General features: G+C 68.2%; 11 protein-coding genes and 1 pseudogene. 9 read left to right on the plus strand and 3 right to left on the minus strand.

Annotated elements, in window-relative coordinates; genetic code table 11:
- Positions 1 to 50 precede the first annotated feature (50 nt).
- A complete protein-coding gene (locus tag BLU38_RS10900) occupies positions 51 to 641 on the plus strand; it encodes a pentapeptide repeat-containing protein (protein WP_091524325.1) in 591 nt (196 codons plus the stop codon).
- Here the strand turns inward: BLU38_RS10900 and BLU38_RS32345 are convergent.
- Together BLU38_RS32345 and BLU38_RS10905 are read right to left on the minus strand one after the other, a co-directional pair.
- Positions 604 to 1,449: an efflux RND transporter permease subunit gene (locus BLU38_RS32345; protein WP_407939703.1), complete on the minus strand. Its 846-nt coding sequence runs from the start codon at positions 1,447 to 1,449 to the stop codon at positions 604 to 606. The two genes, BLU38_RS10900 and BLU38_RS32345, sit on opposite strands and share 38 nt — an antisense overlap.
- Positions 1,450 to 1,839: 390 nt before the next feature.
- A pseudogene (locus tag BLU38_RS10905) lies at positions 1,840 to 4,146 on the minus strand (efflux RND transporter permease subunit); the annotation flags it as partial.
- 303 nt (positions 4,147 to 4,449) lie between these two features.
- On the opposite strand from BLU38_RS10905, the gene acs reads away from it, so the two are divergent.
- Both acs and BLU38_RS32030 read left to right on the plus strand, forming a co-directional pair.
- Positions 4,450 to 6,408 (plus strand): acetate--CoA ligase, encoded by a 1,959-nt coding sequence (gene acs, locus BLU38_RS10910; protein ID WP_091524333.1) that lies wholly within the window; start codon positions 4,450 to 4,452, stop codon positions 6,406 to 6,408.
- A 368-nt stretch (positions 6,409 to 6,776) separates the two neighbouring features.
- Positions 6,777 to 7,694, plus strand: a complete 918-nt coding sequence (locus BLU38_RS32030; RefSeq protein ID WP_091524336.1) for a YbjQ family protein — start codon at positions 6,777 to 6,779, stop codon at positions 7,692 to 7,694.
- Positions 7,695 to 7,768: 74 nt separating this feature from the next.
- On the opposite strand, the gene BLU38_RS10920 is transcribed toward BLU38_RS32030, so the two are convergent.
- A complete protein-coding gene (locus tag BLU38_RS10920; protein ID WP_091524341.1) occupies positions 7,769 to 8,842 on the minus strand; it encodes a saccharopine dehydrogenase family protein in 1,074 nt (357 codons plus the stop codon).
- Positions 8,843 to 8,965: 123 nt separating this feature from the next.
- On the opposite strand from BLU38_RS10920, the gene BLU38_RS10925 reads away from it, so the two are divergent.
- The 6 genes from BLU38_RS10925 to BLU38_RS10950 all read left to right on the plus strand — a co-directional run bounded on the left by BLU38_RS10925 (position 8,966) and on the right by BLU38_RS10950 (position 18,017).
- Entirely contained in the window at positions 8,966 to 9,559 is a 594-nt protein-coding gene (locus tag BLU38_RS10925; protein WP_091524344.1) for a TetR family transcriptional regulator, read from the plus strand.
- A 153-nt stretch (positions 9,560 to 9,712) separates the two neighbouring features.
- On the plus strand, positions 9,713 to 10,948 hold the full coding sequence (gene nhaA, locus BLU38_RS10930) for a Na+/H+ antiporter NhaA (RefSeq protein ID WP_231920286.1): 1,236 nt from the start codon (positions 9,713 to 9,715) through the stop codon (positions 10,946 to 10,948).
- Between the two features lie 100 nt (positions 10,949 to 11,048).
- The gene (locus tag BLU38_RS10935) at positions 11,049 to 11,567 is read left to right on the plus strand and encodes a phage holin family protein (RefSeq protein ID WP_091524348.1); all 519 of its coding nucleotides are present in this window, start codon (positions 11,049 to 11,051) and stop codon (positions 11,565 to 11,567) included.
- An 85-nt stretch (positions 11,568 to 11,652) separates the two neighbouring features.
- Complete coding sequence (locus BLU38_RS10940; RefSeq protein ID WP_091524353.1) at positions 11,653 to 13,083, plus strand: sensor histidine kinase; 1,431 nt, start codon at positions 11,653 to 11,655, stop codon at positions 13,081 to 13,083.
- Between the two features lie 70 nt (positions 13,084 to 13,153).
- Entirely contained in the window at positions 13,154 to 13,930 is a 777-nt protein-coding gene (locus BLU38_RS10945; protein ID WP_091524357.1) for a response regulator, read from the plus strand.
- A 406-nt stretch (positions 13,931 to 14,336) separates the two neighbouring features.
- Positions 14,337 to 18,017 carry an ABC transporter ATP-binding protein gene (locus tag BLU38_RS10950; protein WP_091524361.1) on the plus strand — a complete coding sequence of 1,227 codons (3,681 nt, stop codon included), beginning with the start codon at positions 14,337 to 14,339 and terminating at the stop codon, positions 18,015 to 18,017.
- Positions 18,018 to 18,102: the final 85 nt, after the last annotated feature.

The raw sequence follows: 18,102 nt of genomic DNA on the forward strand, positions 1-18,102 counted from the left end.
ACGGCTGGACCCTAAGCCGGCTGTCGGTGCTGGGCTCTACGGTGTCGGTCATGGACGAGCGAGTGGACGAAGATGTCGTCGACGAGGACTGGTACGGCAACGAGCTGAGCGGCATGCGGTTCGTCGATGTCCGATTCAGCCGGGTCGACTTCACCGAGGTGCGGACCGGCGGCCTGGTGTTCGAGGACTGCCGGTTCGCCAACTGCAAGTTCAACGTGTCGGAGCACCGGAGCTCGAGCTTTGTGGCCTGCACGTTCGCCCGCAGTTCGTTCTTCTCCGCAACGTTGGATGCCTGCAAATTCTCCGGCTCCACCTTCGTGGACTGCGTCTTCCAGCCGATCACGATCATCGGCGGGCTGTGGCAGGGGGTCACGATCCGTGGCACCGACCTGACCAAGATCAAGTTCGCCGGCGCCGACCTGCGGGACGCCGACCTGTCGGAGTCCGACCTCACCGGTGCCGACCTGAGCGGCTGCAACCTCGGGCATGCCACCTTGCGGAACACCCAGCTGGCCGGGGCCGACCTGACCGGCGCTCAGCTGGATGCGGTCGACCTCCGGGACGCGGTGCTGCGCGACACGAAGGTCGACCTGAACGGCGCAATCAGCGTCGCCGCAGCCTACGGAGCAGTCCTGGCCTAGCCGCCCGCTGCTCCGCCTCGATCTCGGCCTGCCGCGCCGCCTCGGCTGCCTCGGCAACGCGCTTCTCCTCGGCACGCTGGGCGGCGATCTCCGCCTCCCGGGCGTGCCGTTCGGCCTCCCGAGCGAGCGCCTTGCGTTCCCTGCGTCCCTCGACCAGCTTGTAGAGCACCGGCACCAGGATCAGCGTCAGCACGGTCGACGACAGCAGGCCGCCGATCACCACGATCGCCAACGGCTGGGAGATGAACACGCCGCCGCCGGTCACTCCCAGCGACATCGGGATCAGCGCGAAGATCGTCGCGATCGCGGTCATCAGGATCGGCCGGAGCCGTCGACGGGAACCGTCGATCAGGGCATCATCAACCGACTCGCCCTGCGCCCGGTAGTGGTTGACCAGATCGATCAACACGATCGCGTTGGTCACCACGATGCCGACCAGCATCAGCAGCCCGATCAGACTCGGCACACCGAGCGGGGTGTCGGTGATCACCAGCGCCAGCAGGGCGCCGACCGCAGCGAACGGGATGGAGACCAACAGGATCAGCGGCTGGATCAGACTGCGGAACGTCGCCACCATCACCACGTACACGATGGCGATGGCGACCAGCAGCGCGAGCCCGAGCTGGGAGAAGGCGTCGGCCTGATCGGAGCTGACGCCGCCGAGCTCGGTCTCGGCCCCGGACGGCAGGTCAAGCCCGTCGAGAGCCTCGGTGACGTCGGCGTTCACCGCGGTGAGATTGTCGCCGGTCGGGGTGAGTGAGACGGTCGCACTCTGCTGCCCGTCGCGGCGGCTGATCGTCGGCGCCACCTTGGTCTGGCGGACCTCGGCGATCGAGGAGAGTTTGATCTTTTCCGGCTTGGTCTCCTGCTGCGTGGCTGTCGAGCCCGACTGACCGGTCGTACCGGCGCCGGCGCCTGCACCGGACTGATCGGTGCCTGCCTGCCCTGCCCCTGCCTGACCAGCACCCGCCTGACCGGCACCCGCCTGACCAGCACCCGCCTGACCAGCACCCGCCTGACCAGCACCCGCCTGACCAGCACCCGCCTGACCAGCACCCGCCTGACCAGCACCCGCCTGACCAGCACCCGCCTGACCAGCACCCGCCTGACCAGCACCAGCCTGACCAGCACCAGCCTGACCAGCACCAGCCTGGCCGGCCGAACCGGATTGCCCGGTTGCCGACGTCGGCACGGTGATCTTGAGATCGCGCAGTTCCTGGATCCCGACCGGCGCATCGGCGACCTTGAGCACAATGTCCTCGTCATCACCGGTGGTCTCGATGGTCCCCACGGTCGCCGGCGCGAGCACTCCCTTCAGAGTGTCGTTGACCTGGCTCGCCGACAGTCCCTTCTTGGCGGCCTTGATCGGGTCGACATCGATCTGCACGATCGGCTGCGCGGCGGCGATCGAGGAACTCACGTTGGTCGTCCCCGGCACCTTCTTCATCCGGGCCAGCACGTCGCTGGTCGCCTCGTCCAGCTTGGCGCTGTCCGGAGCTGTGACGATCACCTCGACATCGGAACTGGTCCCGAAGCCGGAGTTGCTGCTCACCGTGACGTCGCCGACGTCGACAAGATCATCAACGGCTGCTGACACGTCGCGTTGGATCCGGTCCTGATCATCGTCGGCATTCGTGGTCACGGTGAACGACGCCGAGTCCGACCCACCACCACCGAAGCCGGCGAAGCCGCCACCGCCGATCGTGGTCTGGACGGTCTGCACCCCGTCGATACCCTTGATCGCCTTCTCCACCTTGGCTGCTTGGGCGCCCTTGGTGTCCAGACTCAGCACCGGGGTGAACTGCTGGCTGACGGTCAGTGTGTTCTGGCCGCTGCTGCCCAGGAAGTCGGTCTTCAGATTGGTGGCCAGGGTGCCGGTGCCGCCCATCACCAGCAGGGCGATCAGGATCGTCACCAGCGGATGTTTGGTGGCGGATCGGATGATCGGGACGTAGCCACGCTGCAGCAGGTTGCGTCGTTCCTTCGCCTCGGCGGCTTCCTTCACCTGATCGGGATCGACGATCGTCTTCGGTGGCCGCAGAATCCAGTAGGCCAACACCGGCACGATGGTCAACGCGACCAGCAACGACGCCATCAACGCGATCGTCACCGTCAGCCCGAACGGTCGGAACAGCTCGCCGACCTGACCACCGACCAGGGTGATCGGCAGGAAGACCGCGACGGTGGTGACCGTGGCCGCGGTGATCGCGGTCGCCACCTCGCGCACCGCCGTGGTGATCGCCTTCAGCTTCGGCTCACCGTACGAGAGATGTCTTCGGATGTTCTCGATCACCACGATCGAGTCGTCCACGATCCGGCCGACCGCGATGGTCAACGCACCGAGGGTGAGGATGTTCAGCGAATAGTCGGTCACCCGCAGCCCGATCAGGGTGATCAACACCGACACCGGGATCGAGATCGCGGTGACCAGCGTCGCCGTACCGGACAGCAGGAAGATCAAGATCACCACGATCGCCATCGCCAGACCGAGCCCGCCCTCGGTGAGCAGGTCGTCGATGGACTGGGTGATGAACGGAGCCTGATCGAAGACCGTACTGAACTTCGCACCGTCACCGAGCTTGTCGGCCAGCCCGGGCAGGGCCTTGGTCACCGCCTCGCTGACATCGACGGTGTTGCCCTCCGGCGTCTTGGTGATCGACAACGACAGGCTCTGGTGACCGTTGGTACGAGAGATCGAGGTGGCCGGAGCGTTCTTCTCCTTGACCGTGGCGACGTCGCCGATCGCGACGCTGTCCCCGTCGCTGTTCAAGATCTTCAGACCGGCGACGTCGGCCGCCGACTCCAGCCGCTGGCCGACGTTGACCGACATCGTCCGATCACCGGAGTCGACACTGCCGGCCGAGTTGACCAGGCCGGCGGACTGCAACGTCTGGCTGACCTGGCTGGTCGTCACTCCCTCGTCGTCGAGCTTGTTCAGATCAAGATCGACTTCGATCTGCCGGACCGGTGCGCCCGAGACGGTGACGGCCCGTACGCCATCGATCTTCTGCAGATCCGGGACGGCGGTGTTGGTGAGCTGATCGGCCAGTCGGGCGGTGTTGCCGGAGTCGTTGGTGACGCTCAGCTGCACCACCGGGAAGTCGTCGACGCTGCCGGTGCTGACCTGACTGTCGACGTCGTCGGGCAGGGTCGACTTGATCCGACTGATCGCCGCCTCGAGGTCCTGCTGAGCGGCCGTCATGTCGGTGCCGTACTGCATGTTGACCGTCACCTGGGAGGAACCGGTCGACGAGGTCGAGGTCACCGAGTCGATCCCGGACACACCCCCGACCGCCTGCTCGATCGGCGTGGTCACCCGCTGCGCCACCACTTGCGGGGCGGCGCCGGAGTAAGTGGTGCTGATCACCGCGGTCGGCACGCTGATCGACGGGATGAGTTCCTGTTTGAGCTGGGTCGCGGTGATGCCGCCGAAGATCATCACGAACACGGTGACCAGCGCGATCAACGCCCTGTTCCGCAGGCTCAGATTGGCCAGTCGTCCCACAAGCTCTCAACCCCAGAATCAGAAGACACAGATCAGATGACAGAAGATGTGCTGGGCACCCCCACGGCGGCGTACGTGTGCCGGGCCAGGCGATTCCGACCCCGGCCAAGTCTTCCCGACAGTGTCAAGCGCGACCATCGGGGGCATCCCCGATGTCGTGAGCCGAACCGAAGTGTCGTGTTCGGATCCGGTTTTCGGACAGCGGCCCGGCGACGACGGCCGAAATGGGGGTCGGACCGTCGGCGACGCCGGTCCCGTTACGCTGGGGCGCGAATCGTGTTTCACCCAAGGAGGCGTGTTGTTGTGAGTGACGAGACCCTGTCGAACTTGCTGTCCGAAGACCGGCGGTTCCCGCCTCCGGCAGACCTCGCCTCGAGCGCCAACGTCACCCAGGCGACCTACGACGAAGCGGCCGCCGACCCGGAGGCGTTCTGGGCCAAGCAGGCCGGGATCGTGACCTGGGGCACTGAACCGACCCAGACGCTGGACTGGAGCAATGCGCCGTTCGCGAAGTGGTTCGCCGACGGCACGCTGAATGCCGCCTACAACGCCTGTGATCGGCATGTCGAGGCCGGCAACGGCGACCGGGTCGCGTTCCACTTCGAGGGCGAACCGGGTGACAGCCGGTCGATCACCTATGCCGAGCTGACCACCGAGGTGAAGAAGGCGGCCAACGCGCTGCTGGAGCTCGGCGTCAAGACCGGCGACCGGGTGGCGATCTACATGCCGATGATCCCCGAGGCCGCGATCGCGATGCTGGCCTGCGCCCGGATCGGCGCTCCGCATACGGTCGTCTTCGGCGGCTTCTCCGCCGACGCCCTGGCCAGCCGGATCACCGACTGCGGCTGCGAGGTGGTGATCACCGCCGACGGCGGTTACCGCAAGGGCAAGGCGTCCTCGCTGAAGCCGGCCGTGGACCAGGCACTGAAGCAGTGCCCGGATGTGCGCAACGTGCTGGTCGTCAAGCGGACCGGCCAGGACACCGAGATGACCGAGGGCCGCGACCTGTGGTGGGCCGATTTCGTCGGCAAGCAGGCGCAAGAGCACACCCCGGAGAATTTCCCGGCCGAGCATCCGCTCTACATCATGTACACCTCCGGCAGCACCGGGAAGCCGAAGGGCATCCTGCACACCACCGGCGGCTATCTGGTCGGCACCGCCTACACGCACTGGGCGACCTTCGATCTGAAACCGGACAGCGACGTCTTCTGGACCGCGGCCGACATCGGCTGGGTGACCGGGCATTCGTATCTGGTCTACGGCCCGCTGGTGAACGGCACCACCAGCGTGATGTACGAGGGCACGCCGGAGACGCCGCACCAGGGCCGGTGGTGGGAGATCATCCAGAAATACAAGGTGTCGATCTTGTACTGCGCTCCGACCGCGATCCGGACCTTCATGAAGTGGGGGTCGGACATCCCGGCGAAGTTCGATCTGTCCAGCCTGCGGGTGCTCGGCTCGGTCGGTGAACCGATCAATCCGGAGGCCTACGTCTGGTATCGGGAGAACATCGGCGGCGACAAGACCCCGGTGGTCGACACCTGGTGGCAGACCGAGACCGGGATGCACATGATCACCCCGATGCCGGGCGTGACGTCGGGCAAGCCCGGCGCGGCGATGACCCCGTTCCCCGGGGTCTCGATCGACGTCGTCAACGACGAGGGCCAGCCGGTCGGCAACGGCGAGGGCGGCTATCTGGTGATCACCAAGCCGTGGCCGGCCATGCTCCGTACGCTCTGGGGTGACGATCAGCGCTACGTCGACACCTACTGGTCACGCTTCCAGGGGCTGTATTTCGCCGGCGACGGTGCCAAGAAGGACTCCGACGGGGACCTCTGGTTGCTCGGCCGGGTCGACGACGTGATGAACGTGTCCGGTCACCGGATGTCGACAACCGAGATCGAGTCGGCACTGGTGTCGCACCCGAAGGTCGCCGAGTCGGCGGTCGTCGGAGCCACCGACGACACCACCGGCCAGGCGATCGTCGCCTTCGTGATCTTGCGCTCCGAGGCCGGTGACGGCGGGCCGGACGTGGTGAAGGAACTGCGTCAGCATGTCTCCAACGAGATCGGCCCGATCGCCCGACCGCGGCAGATCATGATCGTCGAGGAACTGCCGAAGACCCGTTCGGGCAAGATCATGCGGCGGCTACTGCGGGACATCGCCGAGAACCGCGAACTGGGCGACGTCACCACCCTGCAGGACTCGACGGTGATGGACCTGATCAAGACCAACCTCACCAGCGCCCCGTCCGAGGACTAACCCACACCCACCCCGCCGACCCGTCGATTCCTCCCGCCTTTTTGCGGCGTGTCGGTGAGGAATTGACGGGTCCCGGGGGCCGGCCCCGCCGCCTCCCGAGGCAGGGCCGACCCGGGCAACCCCTCTCCCACACCAGGACCGATCCGGCAATCCCTCCCACACCGGCGCCGACCCGGCGATTCCCTTCTGGGCCGACCCGGGCAACCCCTCTCACACCAGGCCCGACCCGGCAATCCCTCCCACACCGGCGCCGACCCGGCGAAACCCTTCTGGGCCGACCCGTCGATTGCTCACCGACACGCCGCAAATAGGCGGGACAAACTGACGGGTCGGCGGGTGGGTGACCCGGGGTCTGGTGGAATTGCCTGGTGATCATCGTGACGACGAACGAGGTGCCCGGGTACGCGATCGAGGCGGTGTTGGGCGAGGTGATGGGGATGACCGTCCGCAGCGCGAACTTCGGCGCCAACTTTTCCGCCAGCTTCCGGGCGATCGGTGGCGGGGAGGTGACCGAATACACCCAGCTCGTCTACGAGAGTCGTAACGAGGTGATGAACCGGATGTGGTCGGAGGCCCAGCGGCGCGGCGCGAACGCGATCATCGGGATGCGATTCGACACCGGTGACATCGGTCAGGCGTTCACCGAGATCTGTGCCTACGGGACGGCCGTGGTCGCCCGCCCGCTCGGCGAGGGCGAGCAGGGCGCCACTCCGCAGTCGATCCAGCAGGCCGGTCAGCGCCCGTCCCAACCGGGTCAGCACCAGCCCAATCGACCACAGCCGGGACCGCAGGGCGGGCAGGGCTTCGGCCGTCCGCAGCCGGGCAGGCCAGGATTCGGCGGACCGCCGCCGATGCCGCAGGGCGGCCCGCCGGCACCGCAGCCGAGCGGGCCTGCAGCACCCCCGCCGCAGGGCGGTCCGGGGGCACCTCCGCAGGGTGCTCCGACGGCACGACCACACGGTGGACCGGCAGCACAACCACAAAGTCCGTGGCAGCCGGTGCCGCCGGGCACTGCTCAACAGCCGCCGAATCCCGCCCGACCCGAACCCGCCCGACCCGAACCCGCCCGACCCGAACCTGCCCGGCCCGAACCCTCGACGGCCGAGTCGAGCCAGTACCAGGCCCGGCAGGACCGGGGCGACGAGACCCGGGCCGGCCGGGAGGATCCGACCCAGCCGCCGTCGGGATCCTCATCGGCGGCGGCGCAACAGTCGGCCGAGCCGATGCCGCGCCCGGACGCCCACGGCTACTCCCCGCAGATCCCGCCGCCGCAGGATCGCCCCTAGGGCCGCGATCCCTGGCCCTCCTGACCACATCCACCTGCAGCACCGGGGCACACCGGTCGTCACCGGGTGCGGGACTACCTGCCGACGGACTCGGAGAAGATGAATTCGGCCCCGGCAGCTTCGGCGAGCTCGGGGCCGAAGGCGGCCACCGGCGTGTAGGCACCGGGCTTGCTGTCGCCGGCGACACAGCGACGGACGACTTCGGCAATGATCGCCGAGGTGAACGCCATCCCCTCCGGAGCGCGCAGCCAGCCCTCCCGGACCTCACCGTCCGCCCACTGCGCCCGAGCGCGGGCCCAGGAGTGCTCTCGCGGCCGCGGCCTGGCCGGCATCCGGACGGCGGCCAACCGGGCGACCGCGAACCGCGCGACCGGCGGGATCTGCAGCAGCGCGGTGCCGACCCGCAGCGCGATCCGTACGGGCAGGGTCGACGGCGCCATGTTCGAGGCGGCCAGCACCGACCTCGCCCCGCTCAGCCGCCAAGCGGCGATCAGCTCGCCGCTCGGCATCCCCGCGGTCCGTACGGTGTCGCCGTCGGGAGTGACCAGTTCGATCGGATGATCGCCGAATCGGGCCGGCACCAGCCGGCCGTCCTCGACCTGATGACCGCCGAGCACGATGCTCTCCAGCAGCGACCTGGCCAGCGCCGTACCGAATCGTCCGGCTTCTCCTTCGACCGAGGCGATCGCATCCACTCGCAACGACGCCGCCGGTGGGCGATCGGCGCACACCCTGCCGGCGATGCTCTCGGTGCCGAGCACCCCGAACCCGGCACCGGTCACCACGGTCCGCGTCGCGTCCTCGGCCGGGTCCCGGTCGAGGACGGCCGATACAGCGGACGGCTCGTTGGCCACATCGACGTAGTGCGTGGTGGGTGAGCAGGCGGCAAGCACCTGTGGTGCCGTCTCCGGGAACGGACCGACGGTATTGACGACGGCGGCGGGTGCCTGCTGACCCAATCCGGCCAGTACCTCGGTCAGCGAGCCGGCGACCACCCGCGATGGGTTCCCGAGTTGGGAGCTCAGCCGCGCCAGGCGTTCGCTGTCCCGTCCGCAGAGCACGACCGGGACGCCGCTGTCGGTCAACCGGGCGGCGACCGCTCGCCCGACCCGGCCGGTGCTGCCGAGGATCCATACCTCTGTGTTCATTGTTGTCCCCCGTCTGTGCTCATTGCCGACCCCGTTCATTGCGGTACCCATCAAGGAGTGATGTCATTACGTGTCATCACCCTACACCCTGATGTCATACCGTGTCATCACTAGACTGGGCCCATGGCGCGTTGGGAACCGGGGGCCGGCGAACGGCTGCAGCAGGCGGCACTGGATCTGTTCGCCGAACAGGGCTACGAGCAGACCACCGTCAACCAGATCGCGCATCGGGCAGGCCTGACCACGCGGACCTTCTTCCGCTACTTCGCCGACAAGCGGGAGGTGCTGTTCGCCGGCGAGGAGGCGCTGCCGCCGATGGCCACCCAGGCAATCACCGAGCCCCCGGCCGCGCTGTCGCCGCTGCAGGTGATCGAGCAGGCACTCCGGTCGTTCAGCGGGACCATCTTCCAGGGCCGCAGCATCAGCTACGTCCGCAAGCGACGAGCGGTGATCGCCGCCGACCCCAGCCTGCGCGAACGCGAATTGCGCAAGCTCGCCGATCTCCGCGACGCCATCGGCGAGGGGTTCAGGCTCCGCGGCCTGGACGACGTGGCAGCACTGCTCGCCGCCGAGACAGCGCTGACCGTCTTCACGGTCTCGGTACGGCGTTGGCTGGGTGAGGGCGACAGCGCGGCTCGCGAGCCGGGCGAGGTCGATCCGACCGAACTGGAGGCGTTCGCCAAGGACACCCTGGAGCAGTTGCGCGCCCTGCAATGAGCCCGATCCCACCTGCGTGCTCGATCCTGGCTACCTGCTCGATCCCGCCCGGCTACTTGGTCGGGGCCGCATCGGACCGGTAAAATCAGCGAAACGGAGCGCCGGGAAGTCTGGTCGGCACGGCCATCTGTCGACCGCCCGTTGAGGAGCCCTGTGCCCGACCTCCCACCCCTGAAGGACAAGCTGCCCAAACGTCGGCTGTTCGCCGCCGGCGCCGGTCGCGAACGCCGTACCGTCGCCGAATTCCTCCGCGACGAGACCGTCGGCGGCGCGCTGATGCTGGCCGCCACCGTGATCGCCCTGTTCTGGGCCAACCTCGGCCACCACTCGTACGAGATCTTCCGCACCCTGCACCTGGGCCCGTTGAGCCTCGAACACTGGGCGGCCGACGGGCTGCTGACGATCTTCTTCTTCGTCGCCGGGCTGGAACTCAAGCGCGAACTGACCACCGGCTCGTTGTCCCGGCCGGCGGATGCGTTGGTGCCGATCGTGGCGGCGGTCGCCGGGATGGCGATCCCCGCGGCGGTCTACCTGGCGATCAACCTGCCGACGGCCGACGGGCGGCCCGAGGGATGGGCGGTGCCGATGGCGACCGACATCGCGTTCGCGCTGGCGATCCTGGCCATCGTCGGTCGACAACTGCCGGCCAGCCTGCGCGCCTTCCTGCTCACCCTGGCCATCGTCGACGATCTCGGCGCGATCAGCGTGATCGCGATCATCTTCACCGATTCGGTCAACCTGCTCTGGCTGCTCGGCGCCGCCGCCTGCGTGACGCTGTGGTGGTGGCTGCAACGGCGTCGGATCGACCACTGGTGGATCTTCCTGCCGCTCGGCGTGCTGGCCTGGATCTGCACCCTGCAGAGTGGCGTGCACGCCACCATCGCTGGTGTCGCGGTCGGGCTCGCGACCCGTTCCCGCGGCGACGAGGTCACCTCGCCGGCCGAAGCCTGGGAGCATCGCTGGCGGCCGATCTCGGCAGCCGTCGCGGTGCCGATCTTCGCACTGCTCGCGGCCGGCGTCCGGGTCAGCGGCGCCGGCCTGCTCGGTCTGTTCCGCGAACCCCTCGCGCTCGGCGTCGTGGTCGCGCTGGTCGCCGGCAAGACCATCGGCGTTTTCGGCGGCGCGTTCCTGACCGCCCGCTTCACCCGGGCCGAACTCGCCGAGGACCTGCGGTGGTCGGAGGTCTTCTCGGTCGCGATCCTGGCCGGCGTCGGCTTCACTGTGGCGCTGCTGGTCTCCGATCTGGCGTTCGGCACCGCGTCCGCCGCCGCCGAACAAAGCAAGTCCGCGGTGCTCGTCGGGTCGCTACTCGCGGCCGTGCTCGCCACTCTCAGCCTCAGCCGGCGCAACCGGAGCCGTCGTCGGACCCGGGATCCCGGCCCGGGCTGAGGACGCCGGGCTGTTCGGGGTGGTCGGTCCAACCGTTAGGCTCTGCGGCGAGGCATCGTTCATCCAGCGTCGGCCATCGACGCGAGAGGAGACCGCGGCAATGACGAATACGGCGAACTCAACCCCCGAGCAGGCCACGTCATCGACTCCGACGGCTCCGGGTGTGAAGGACGTCTTCGACAAGATCAAGTCCGATCTCCAGGTGCTGGTCAAGGGCGAGGTCGAGCTCGCGGTCAGCGAGTTGAAGCCGTCCGCGGTCAATGCCGGGATCGGCGCCGGCCTGTTCTCCGGGGCGCTCTATTTCGTGCTGAACGCCCTGATCCTGCTCTTCATCGCCGGTTCGCTGGCGATCTGGAAATGGCTCGACCTGCCGATCGCGCTCGGCTTCGTGATCATGGCCGGGGTGTTGATCGTTGTCGCCGGCATCCTCGGACTGATCGGCTACATCCGGGTCAAGAAGGTCAAGCCCCCGCAGGCCGCCATCGACGAGGGGCAGCGCACCGCCGACAGCGTCAAGGCAGCCATCGAGCGGGGCAACGCCGCCGCCAGCGGCAAGCAGATCGAGGGGACCGTCGAGCCGACACCCGCCGTCACCGCCGACCAGACCGCCCGCCGCTGATCCTGATCGAGCGCCGGCTCTGCGGCCGACCCGTTTCCGTCGTACGGCGGATGTCCCGACCGCTGCGGGTGGTTACCGTGGCCGGGTGAGCGCATCAGCCGGGTTGTCCCGTACCGGCGCCGGCTCGTCTCCCGGCGCCTCGCCGAACGTCGGCCTGCTGCCGAACATCGACCCGCCGTACGAGGGCTGGTCCCGCCCCGATCCCGGTCCGGGCGGGTACCGCGCCGACCTGATCGCCGCGGTCGCGCTGTGCGTGGCTGCCGTCCTCACCCTGCCGTTGTATCCGTGGGCGGGGCTGACCTCCCCCACCGATGCGCCGATGTGGCTCGAACTGATCTGGTCCGGTGCGCTGTGCCTGCCGATCGCCTGGCGTCGTCGGCAGCCGCTGCTGGTGGCGGCAACCGTGTCCGCGATCTTCATCGCCGGCGGAATCGCGTTCGGGGTGTCGTTGTTCTTCCACAACATCGCCTTGTTCGTCGCGTTCTACACCGTCGGCGCCTGGGAACCGAACCGGGCGCGGGCACGGTGGACGCGGGTGATCATCACCGCGGCGATGTTCGTCTGGCTGATGATCTCGATCTTCATCTATGCCACCGGCGACGCCCATCAGGACGAACCCGCGCAGACCGGACCGTTCTCCCCGCTGGTGTCGGTGGCGATGATCCAGCTGCTCACCAATGCGGTCTTCTTCGCCGGCGCCTACTACCTCGGGGATCGCGCGTTCGGCCAGGCTGTCGCGCAGGACGCGCTGGATCGGCAGAGCCAGGAACTTGCCCGTGAACGGGAACGCAGTACCGCCCAGGCGATCACCCTGGAACGGGTGCGGATCGCCCGCGAACTGCACGACGTCGTCGCCCACCACGTCTCGGTGATGGGCGTCCAGGCCAGCGCCGCCAGGATGGCGATCGATCGTGATCATGAAACCGCTCGGCATGCGCTGGGCAATGTCGAGGACAGCGCTCGGTCGGCGATCAGCGAGCTCCGCGGCATCCTGACCACCCTGCGGGACCCCGACGGCGACTCCGTACCGCGTTCGGGTTTGGACGGTCCGTCCGCCGACGACACGACCGATCGGTCGGCATCCGATGCCGCGGCGACCGTCGGGACCCGTCGGCTGCCGGAGCTGATCGGCCAGGCCAATGCGGCGGGCCTGCCGACCAGACTGGAGGTGATCGGCACCCGCTGGCCACTCTCCGCAGTCACCGACGTCAACATCTACCGGATCGTGCAGGAGGCGTTGACCAACGTCCGCAAGCATGCCGGGCCGCACGCTACGGCCGACGTCCGGTTGCGGTTCTACGCCGACCAGGCGGAGATCGAGATCACCAACGGCGGCTCCATCGCGTCACTGACGGGCAATCGGCTGACCGGCGCCGGTCTCGGCCAGCGCGGGATGCGGGAACGGGTCGCCGCCTCCGCCGGCACCATCGAGCTCGGGCCGCTGCACCGCGGCGGCTACCTGGTCCGGGCGCGGATGCCGCTGCAACCGCCGGCCACCGACCCGGATCCTTCGTAGCGACCGAAGCCGGACCGATCAGGATTCGGCAGCCCCGTTCGACAATTCACCCACGACCTGCAAGGACACCATGAACGACGATGCGACCGCCCCGGGATCGGATGCCCCCGGCTCGGAGCAGACCGGTTCCGGACCGATCAGCGTCCTGCTGGTCGATGATCAGGACCTGGTCCGCTACGGCTTCGGGGTCATTCTCGGCATGGCCGACGGGATCGAGGTGGTCGGCGAGGCCTCCGACGGACGGCAGGCGATCGACCGCGCCCGGACGCTGCACCCGGACGTGATCTTGATGGACGTCCAGATGCCGGTGTTGGACGGGCTGGCCGCGACCCGGGAGCTGGTCGCCGACCCGGCGGTCGGCTCGGCGGTGTTGATCTTGACCACTTTCGATCGCGACGACTACCTGTATCAGGCGCTGCAGGCCGGGGCGAGCGGCTTCCTGCTCAAGAACGCCTCACCGGAGAATCTGATCGAGGCGGTCCGGGTCGTCGCCGGTGGTGACGCGCTGCTCGCCCCCGCAGTCACCAAGCGGGTGATCGCCCGCTTCGCGACCGGAACCGGCGATCCCGCACAGCTGTCGCCCGGTGATCATGAACGCCGACCGGCAGCAGCTGCACATCCGGACCGAGCGGCGGCCCACATCCCCCAGCTGACCGAACGGGAGTCCGACGTGTTGGCGCTGATCGCGCAGGGCAAGTCCAACGCCGAGATCGCCGCGGAGCTGGTGGTCGGCGAGGCGACCGTCAAGACCCACGTCTCCAACCTGTTGGCCAAACTGCAACTCCGCGACCGGATCCAGGCCGTCATCTATGCCTACGAGCACGGAATTGTGACGCCCGTCTCCTGACAGAGCCCGCAGACACCGGTGCGGAGAAATATCTCTTATCGCATTTGGCAATACAACGGGTCTGCAGTTGAGTTCTGCGGTGACATGGTGCAAGACTTTTCTCTCGTCTTCCCATCCCACTCCTCTTAGCTGGTGTTCCAGGTGCTTCTGCCCTAATCGGCTGTGGACGCTGAGCCGCCACAACCATCGCGCCATCGATCCGCCCCTCGCCGGCTCCGAGCCGACGACACGGGCCGAACGGATCGACACCGCCACCACCTCTTCCCTCTCCTGAGCATCCCCCTCCACACGCCGCCGTGTCCCGACACCGCGGCAGCGATGCCTGCTGCCTGCACCCGACGACCGCCGTTGCGGTCCCGGGTGACATCCTCCTGCAGCCCATTCCAAGATCAACTTCGGAGACTCCATGTCCGCGCCCGCGCTCCGGACCCGTCCGTCCGCGCCGCCCGCCGAAACCGTCGACTCCCTGCAGTCGCCCACTCCGCCGTCCTGGCGACGCCGGCTCCTCCCCGTCCTGAACCGCCACCGTCGGCTGCTGATCGGTACGGCCGTGCTGGCCGCGGTCTACGCCGCGCTCGGCTCGACCCTGCCGCTGATCCAGCAGATCGTGCTGGACGACGCGATCATCGCCAAGAATCGCCCGCTGTTGCCTTGGCTCGGCCTGTTGGCCGTGTTCGGTCTGATCATCGGTGTGCTGTCGATGCTGTGGCGCTACCGCTCCGGCAAGGCCGCGCTGGCGATCCAGCACGACATCCGCAACGACATCTACGACACCCTGCAACGACTGGACTTCTCCGGCCACTCGCAACTGCAGAGCGGCCAGCTGGTCTCCCGGGCCAGCACAGATCTGCGCTGGGTGCAGATGCTGATCGGCTTCATCGCCGAGGTCGCGGCCACCACCGTCGGCATCACCGTCTCGCTGGTCGTGATGTTCCGGCTGTCGCCGCTGCTGGCCGTCGTCGTGATGATCATCATCGGCACCGTGTTCGTGATCACACACCGGATGCGCACCCAGGTGCACGCCTCCGGCTGGGACTCCCAGCAGAAGGAGGCCGAGCTGATGACCGAGATCGAGGAGGCCGTGCTCGGCGTCCGGGTGGTCCGTGCCTTCGGCCAGGAGGCTGCCCAGACGACCCGGCTGCACCATGCTCTGCTGAACATGTTCCGAGCACGGGTCCGGGCGGTCCGGCTGCGGGCGCCGTTCTTCGCCTCGCTGATGGCCGGGCCGCAACTCGGCCAGGTGATCATCATCGCCCTCGGCGGCCTGCTGGTGATCAACGGCTACCTGACCGTCGGCGTCTTCCTCGCCTTCTCCAGCTACCTCACCGGACTGGCCGGCAAGGCCCGGGTGATCGGGATGATCCTGAGCAACCTGCCGCAGTGCCAGGCCGCGGTGGAGCGGATCGGCGACATCCTCGACCTGCGTCCCGACCTGACCGAGCCCGCCGAGCCGGTGACCCCGACCGACCAGGCCGGCACCATCGACTTCCGCGATGTCTCCTTCGCCTATGTGGACGGCGACGGCCATCAGGTGCTGCGCCATCTTGATCTGAGCATCGCCGCCGGCGAGTCGATCGCCCTGGTCGGTCCGTCCGGCTGCGGCAAGTCCACCGCCATGCAGCTGATCGGCCGGTTCTTCGACCCGACCGACGGCAGCGTGCTGGTGGACGGCGTCGACGTTCGCGCCCAGTCGCTGTCCCAGCTCCGCGGCCGGGTCGGGATGGTGTTCGAGAACAGCTTCCTGTTCTCCGACACGATCGCCAACAACATCTCCTACGGTCGGCCGGACGCGACCGACGACGAGATCCGGGCTGCCGCCCGCGCGGCGATGGCCGACGACTTCATCACCCGGCTGGACGACGGCTACGACACGTTGATCGGCGAGCAGGGCATGACGCTCTCCGGTGGTCAGCGACAGCGAGTGGCTCTGGCCCGGGCGCTGCTGGTCGACCCCGACATCCTGTTGCTGGACGACGCCACCAGCTCGGTCGACACCAAGGTCGAGCACGAGATCCACGCCAACCTCGGGCCGTTCCTGGCCAGCCGGACAGCGGTCATGGTCGCCTACCGGGAGTCCACCGTGCGGATGGCCGACCGGGTCGTGCTGCTCGACGACGGCCACGTTGTCGATCATGGAACCCACGAGGAACTGTTCGACCGCAGCGCGCTCTACCGGGATCTGTTCGGCGAGATGGCCGGTGGCGACGACGACGCTGCCGGTCTGCTGCCGGCCGCCCGGCGGGGCGACTTCGCGCCGACCGCCTCGGCCTGGGAGTCCCGGCAGGATGCCAGCGGCCGTCCGCCGGCCGAGCTGGAGACTCCGCCGGATGTCGCCGCCAAGATCGCCGCACTGCCGACCTTCGATGATCATCCGGGTGTCGACCTGGACGGCGAGGGCCGGCGATCCGAGCCGTTCAAGCTGGTGAAGTTCCTGAGCCCCTACCGGTACGGGCTGTTGGCCGGGCTGCTGCTGGTGGCCTTGGAAACCGTACTGGCGTTGGTCAATCCGCTGCTGATCCGCGAGGGTGTGAACGGCGGCATGCTGGACGGCAGCCTGCCGGTGCTCGGGATGGTCTGCGTCGGCGCCGCACTGCTGGCCGGTGGTCTGTTCTTCGTCCAGCGCGGCTCGCAGCTGACCACCCAGCGCACCACCGAACGGCTGCTGGTCGCGCTGCGGTCCCGGGTCTACGGGCAGTTGCAGCGGCTCGGCATCGACTTCTACGACCGCACCCAGGCCGGCCGGATCATGACCCGGATGACCTCCGACATCGACGCGATCGCGGAGCTGCTGCAGGTCGGTCTGATCAACCTGCTGATGGCGATCTTGACCTTCTCCGGGATGTCGATCGTGGTGCTGGCGCTGGATCCGCGGCTGGCGCTGACCGTGCTCTGCGTGGTGCCGCCGGCAGCCGTGGCGACCTGGTGGTATCGCCGCCGGGCGTCGGTCGCCTACGACGAGGCTCGGGAGCGGACCTCGATCCTGAACTCCAACCTGCAGGAATCGCTGGCCGGCATCCGGGTCACCCACGCCTACCGGCGGGAGGCCACCAACCTGGACCGGTTCGCAGCCCTCGGCCGGGACTTCATGTTCTGGTCCAAGCGCAGCTCGTTCGCCACCGCGGTCTACGTCGGCGTGATCGAGATCCTGTCCACCTCGGCCACCGTCGCCGTCCTCGGGCTGGGCGCGCGGTTCGTCGACGCCGGCACGCTGGCGGTCGGCACCCTGTTGGCGTTCATGCTCTACCTGGCGCAGGTGTTCGCACCGATCCAGCAGCTGGCCACCGTGTTCGACGTCTACCAGCGGGCCCGCGCCGGCCTGGTCCGGATCAGCGAGCTGCTCGGGTTGAAGACCTCGACCCCGGTTGCGGATGCTCCGGTCCGGCCGGACGTGATCAACGGCGACATCAAGCTGGAGGGGGTCCGGCTGCGCTACGCCGGCACCACCAGCGACGCGCTGAAGCGGGTCGACCTGCACATCCCGGCCGGTCAGCGGGTGGCCTTCGTCGGTCGGACCGGTGCCGGCAAGTCGACCACGGTGAAGTTGGTGTCGCGGTTCTACGATCCGACCGAGGGCCGGATTCTGGTCGACGACATCGACCTTGATCAGTTCGATCTGGCCGACTACCGCAACCGGATGGGATACGTGCCGCAGGAACCGCACCTGTTCACCCGGTCGGTCCGCGACAACATCGCCTACGGTCGGCCGGACGCGTCCGATGCCGAGGTGGAGGCCGCGGCCCGTGCGGTCGGTGCACACGAGTTCATCTCCCGGATGCCGGGTGGCTACCGACAGCTGATCACCGAACGGGGCCGTTCCCTGTCGGCCGGTCAGCGGCAGCTGCTCTGCCTGGCCCGGGCGCTGATCGTCGATCCGTCGATCCTGATCTTGGACGAGGCGACCTCCAATCTGGACCTGGCCAGCGAACGCAAGGTCAACCAGGCGATGCGGGTCGCCGCCCAGGGACGGACCACGCTGGTGGTGACCCACCGGCCGCAGTCCCTGCACTGGGTCGAACGCGTCCTGGTGGTCTCCGACGGCGCCATCGTCGGTGATCAACAGCCCGCCGACTACCTCGCCACCATGTAGTCCCTCGCCCGGTCCGCCGGACCACACCCTTGCCGCACCGTTTGCGTACCTTCGCACCCTGTACACCTGGTGCAAACGTACGCAA

Origin of the sequence: Microlunatus soli (assembly GCF_900105385.1) — a bacterium.
GTDB lineage: Bacteria > Actinomycetota > Actinomycetes > Propionibacteriales > Propionibacteriaceae > Microlunatus > Microlunatus soli.

Bases quoted from the DNA above. Each gene is read 5' to 3' on its own strand.
- BLU38_RS10900 (WP_091524325.1), top strand. From the start codon at position 51: ATGGACGAGCGAGTGGACGAAGATGTCGTCGACGAGGACTGGTACGGC.
- BLU38_RS10920 (WP_091524341.1), bottom strand. From the start codon at position 8,842: ATGAACACAGAGGTATGGATCCTCGGCAGCACCGGCCGGGTCGGGCGA.
- BLU38_RS10925 (WP_091524344.1), top strand. From the start codon at position 8,966: ATGGCGCGTTGGGAACCGGGGGCCGGCGAACGGCTGCAGCAGGCGGCA.
- BLU38_RS10935 (WP_091524348.1), top strand. From the start codon at position 11,049: ATGACGAATACGGCGAACTCAACCCCCGAGCAGGCCACGTCATCGACT.
- BLU38_RS10945 (WP_091524357.1), top strand. From the start codon at position 13,154: ATGAACGACGATGCGACCGCCCCGGGATCGGATGCCCCCGGCTCGGAG.
- BLU38_RS10950 (WP_091524361.1), top strand. From the start codon at position 14,337: ATGTCCGCGCCCGCGCTCCGGACCCGTCCGTCCGCGCCGCCCGCCGAA.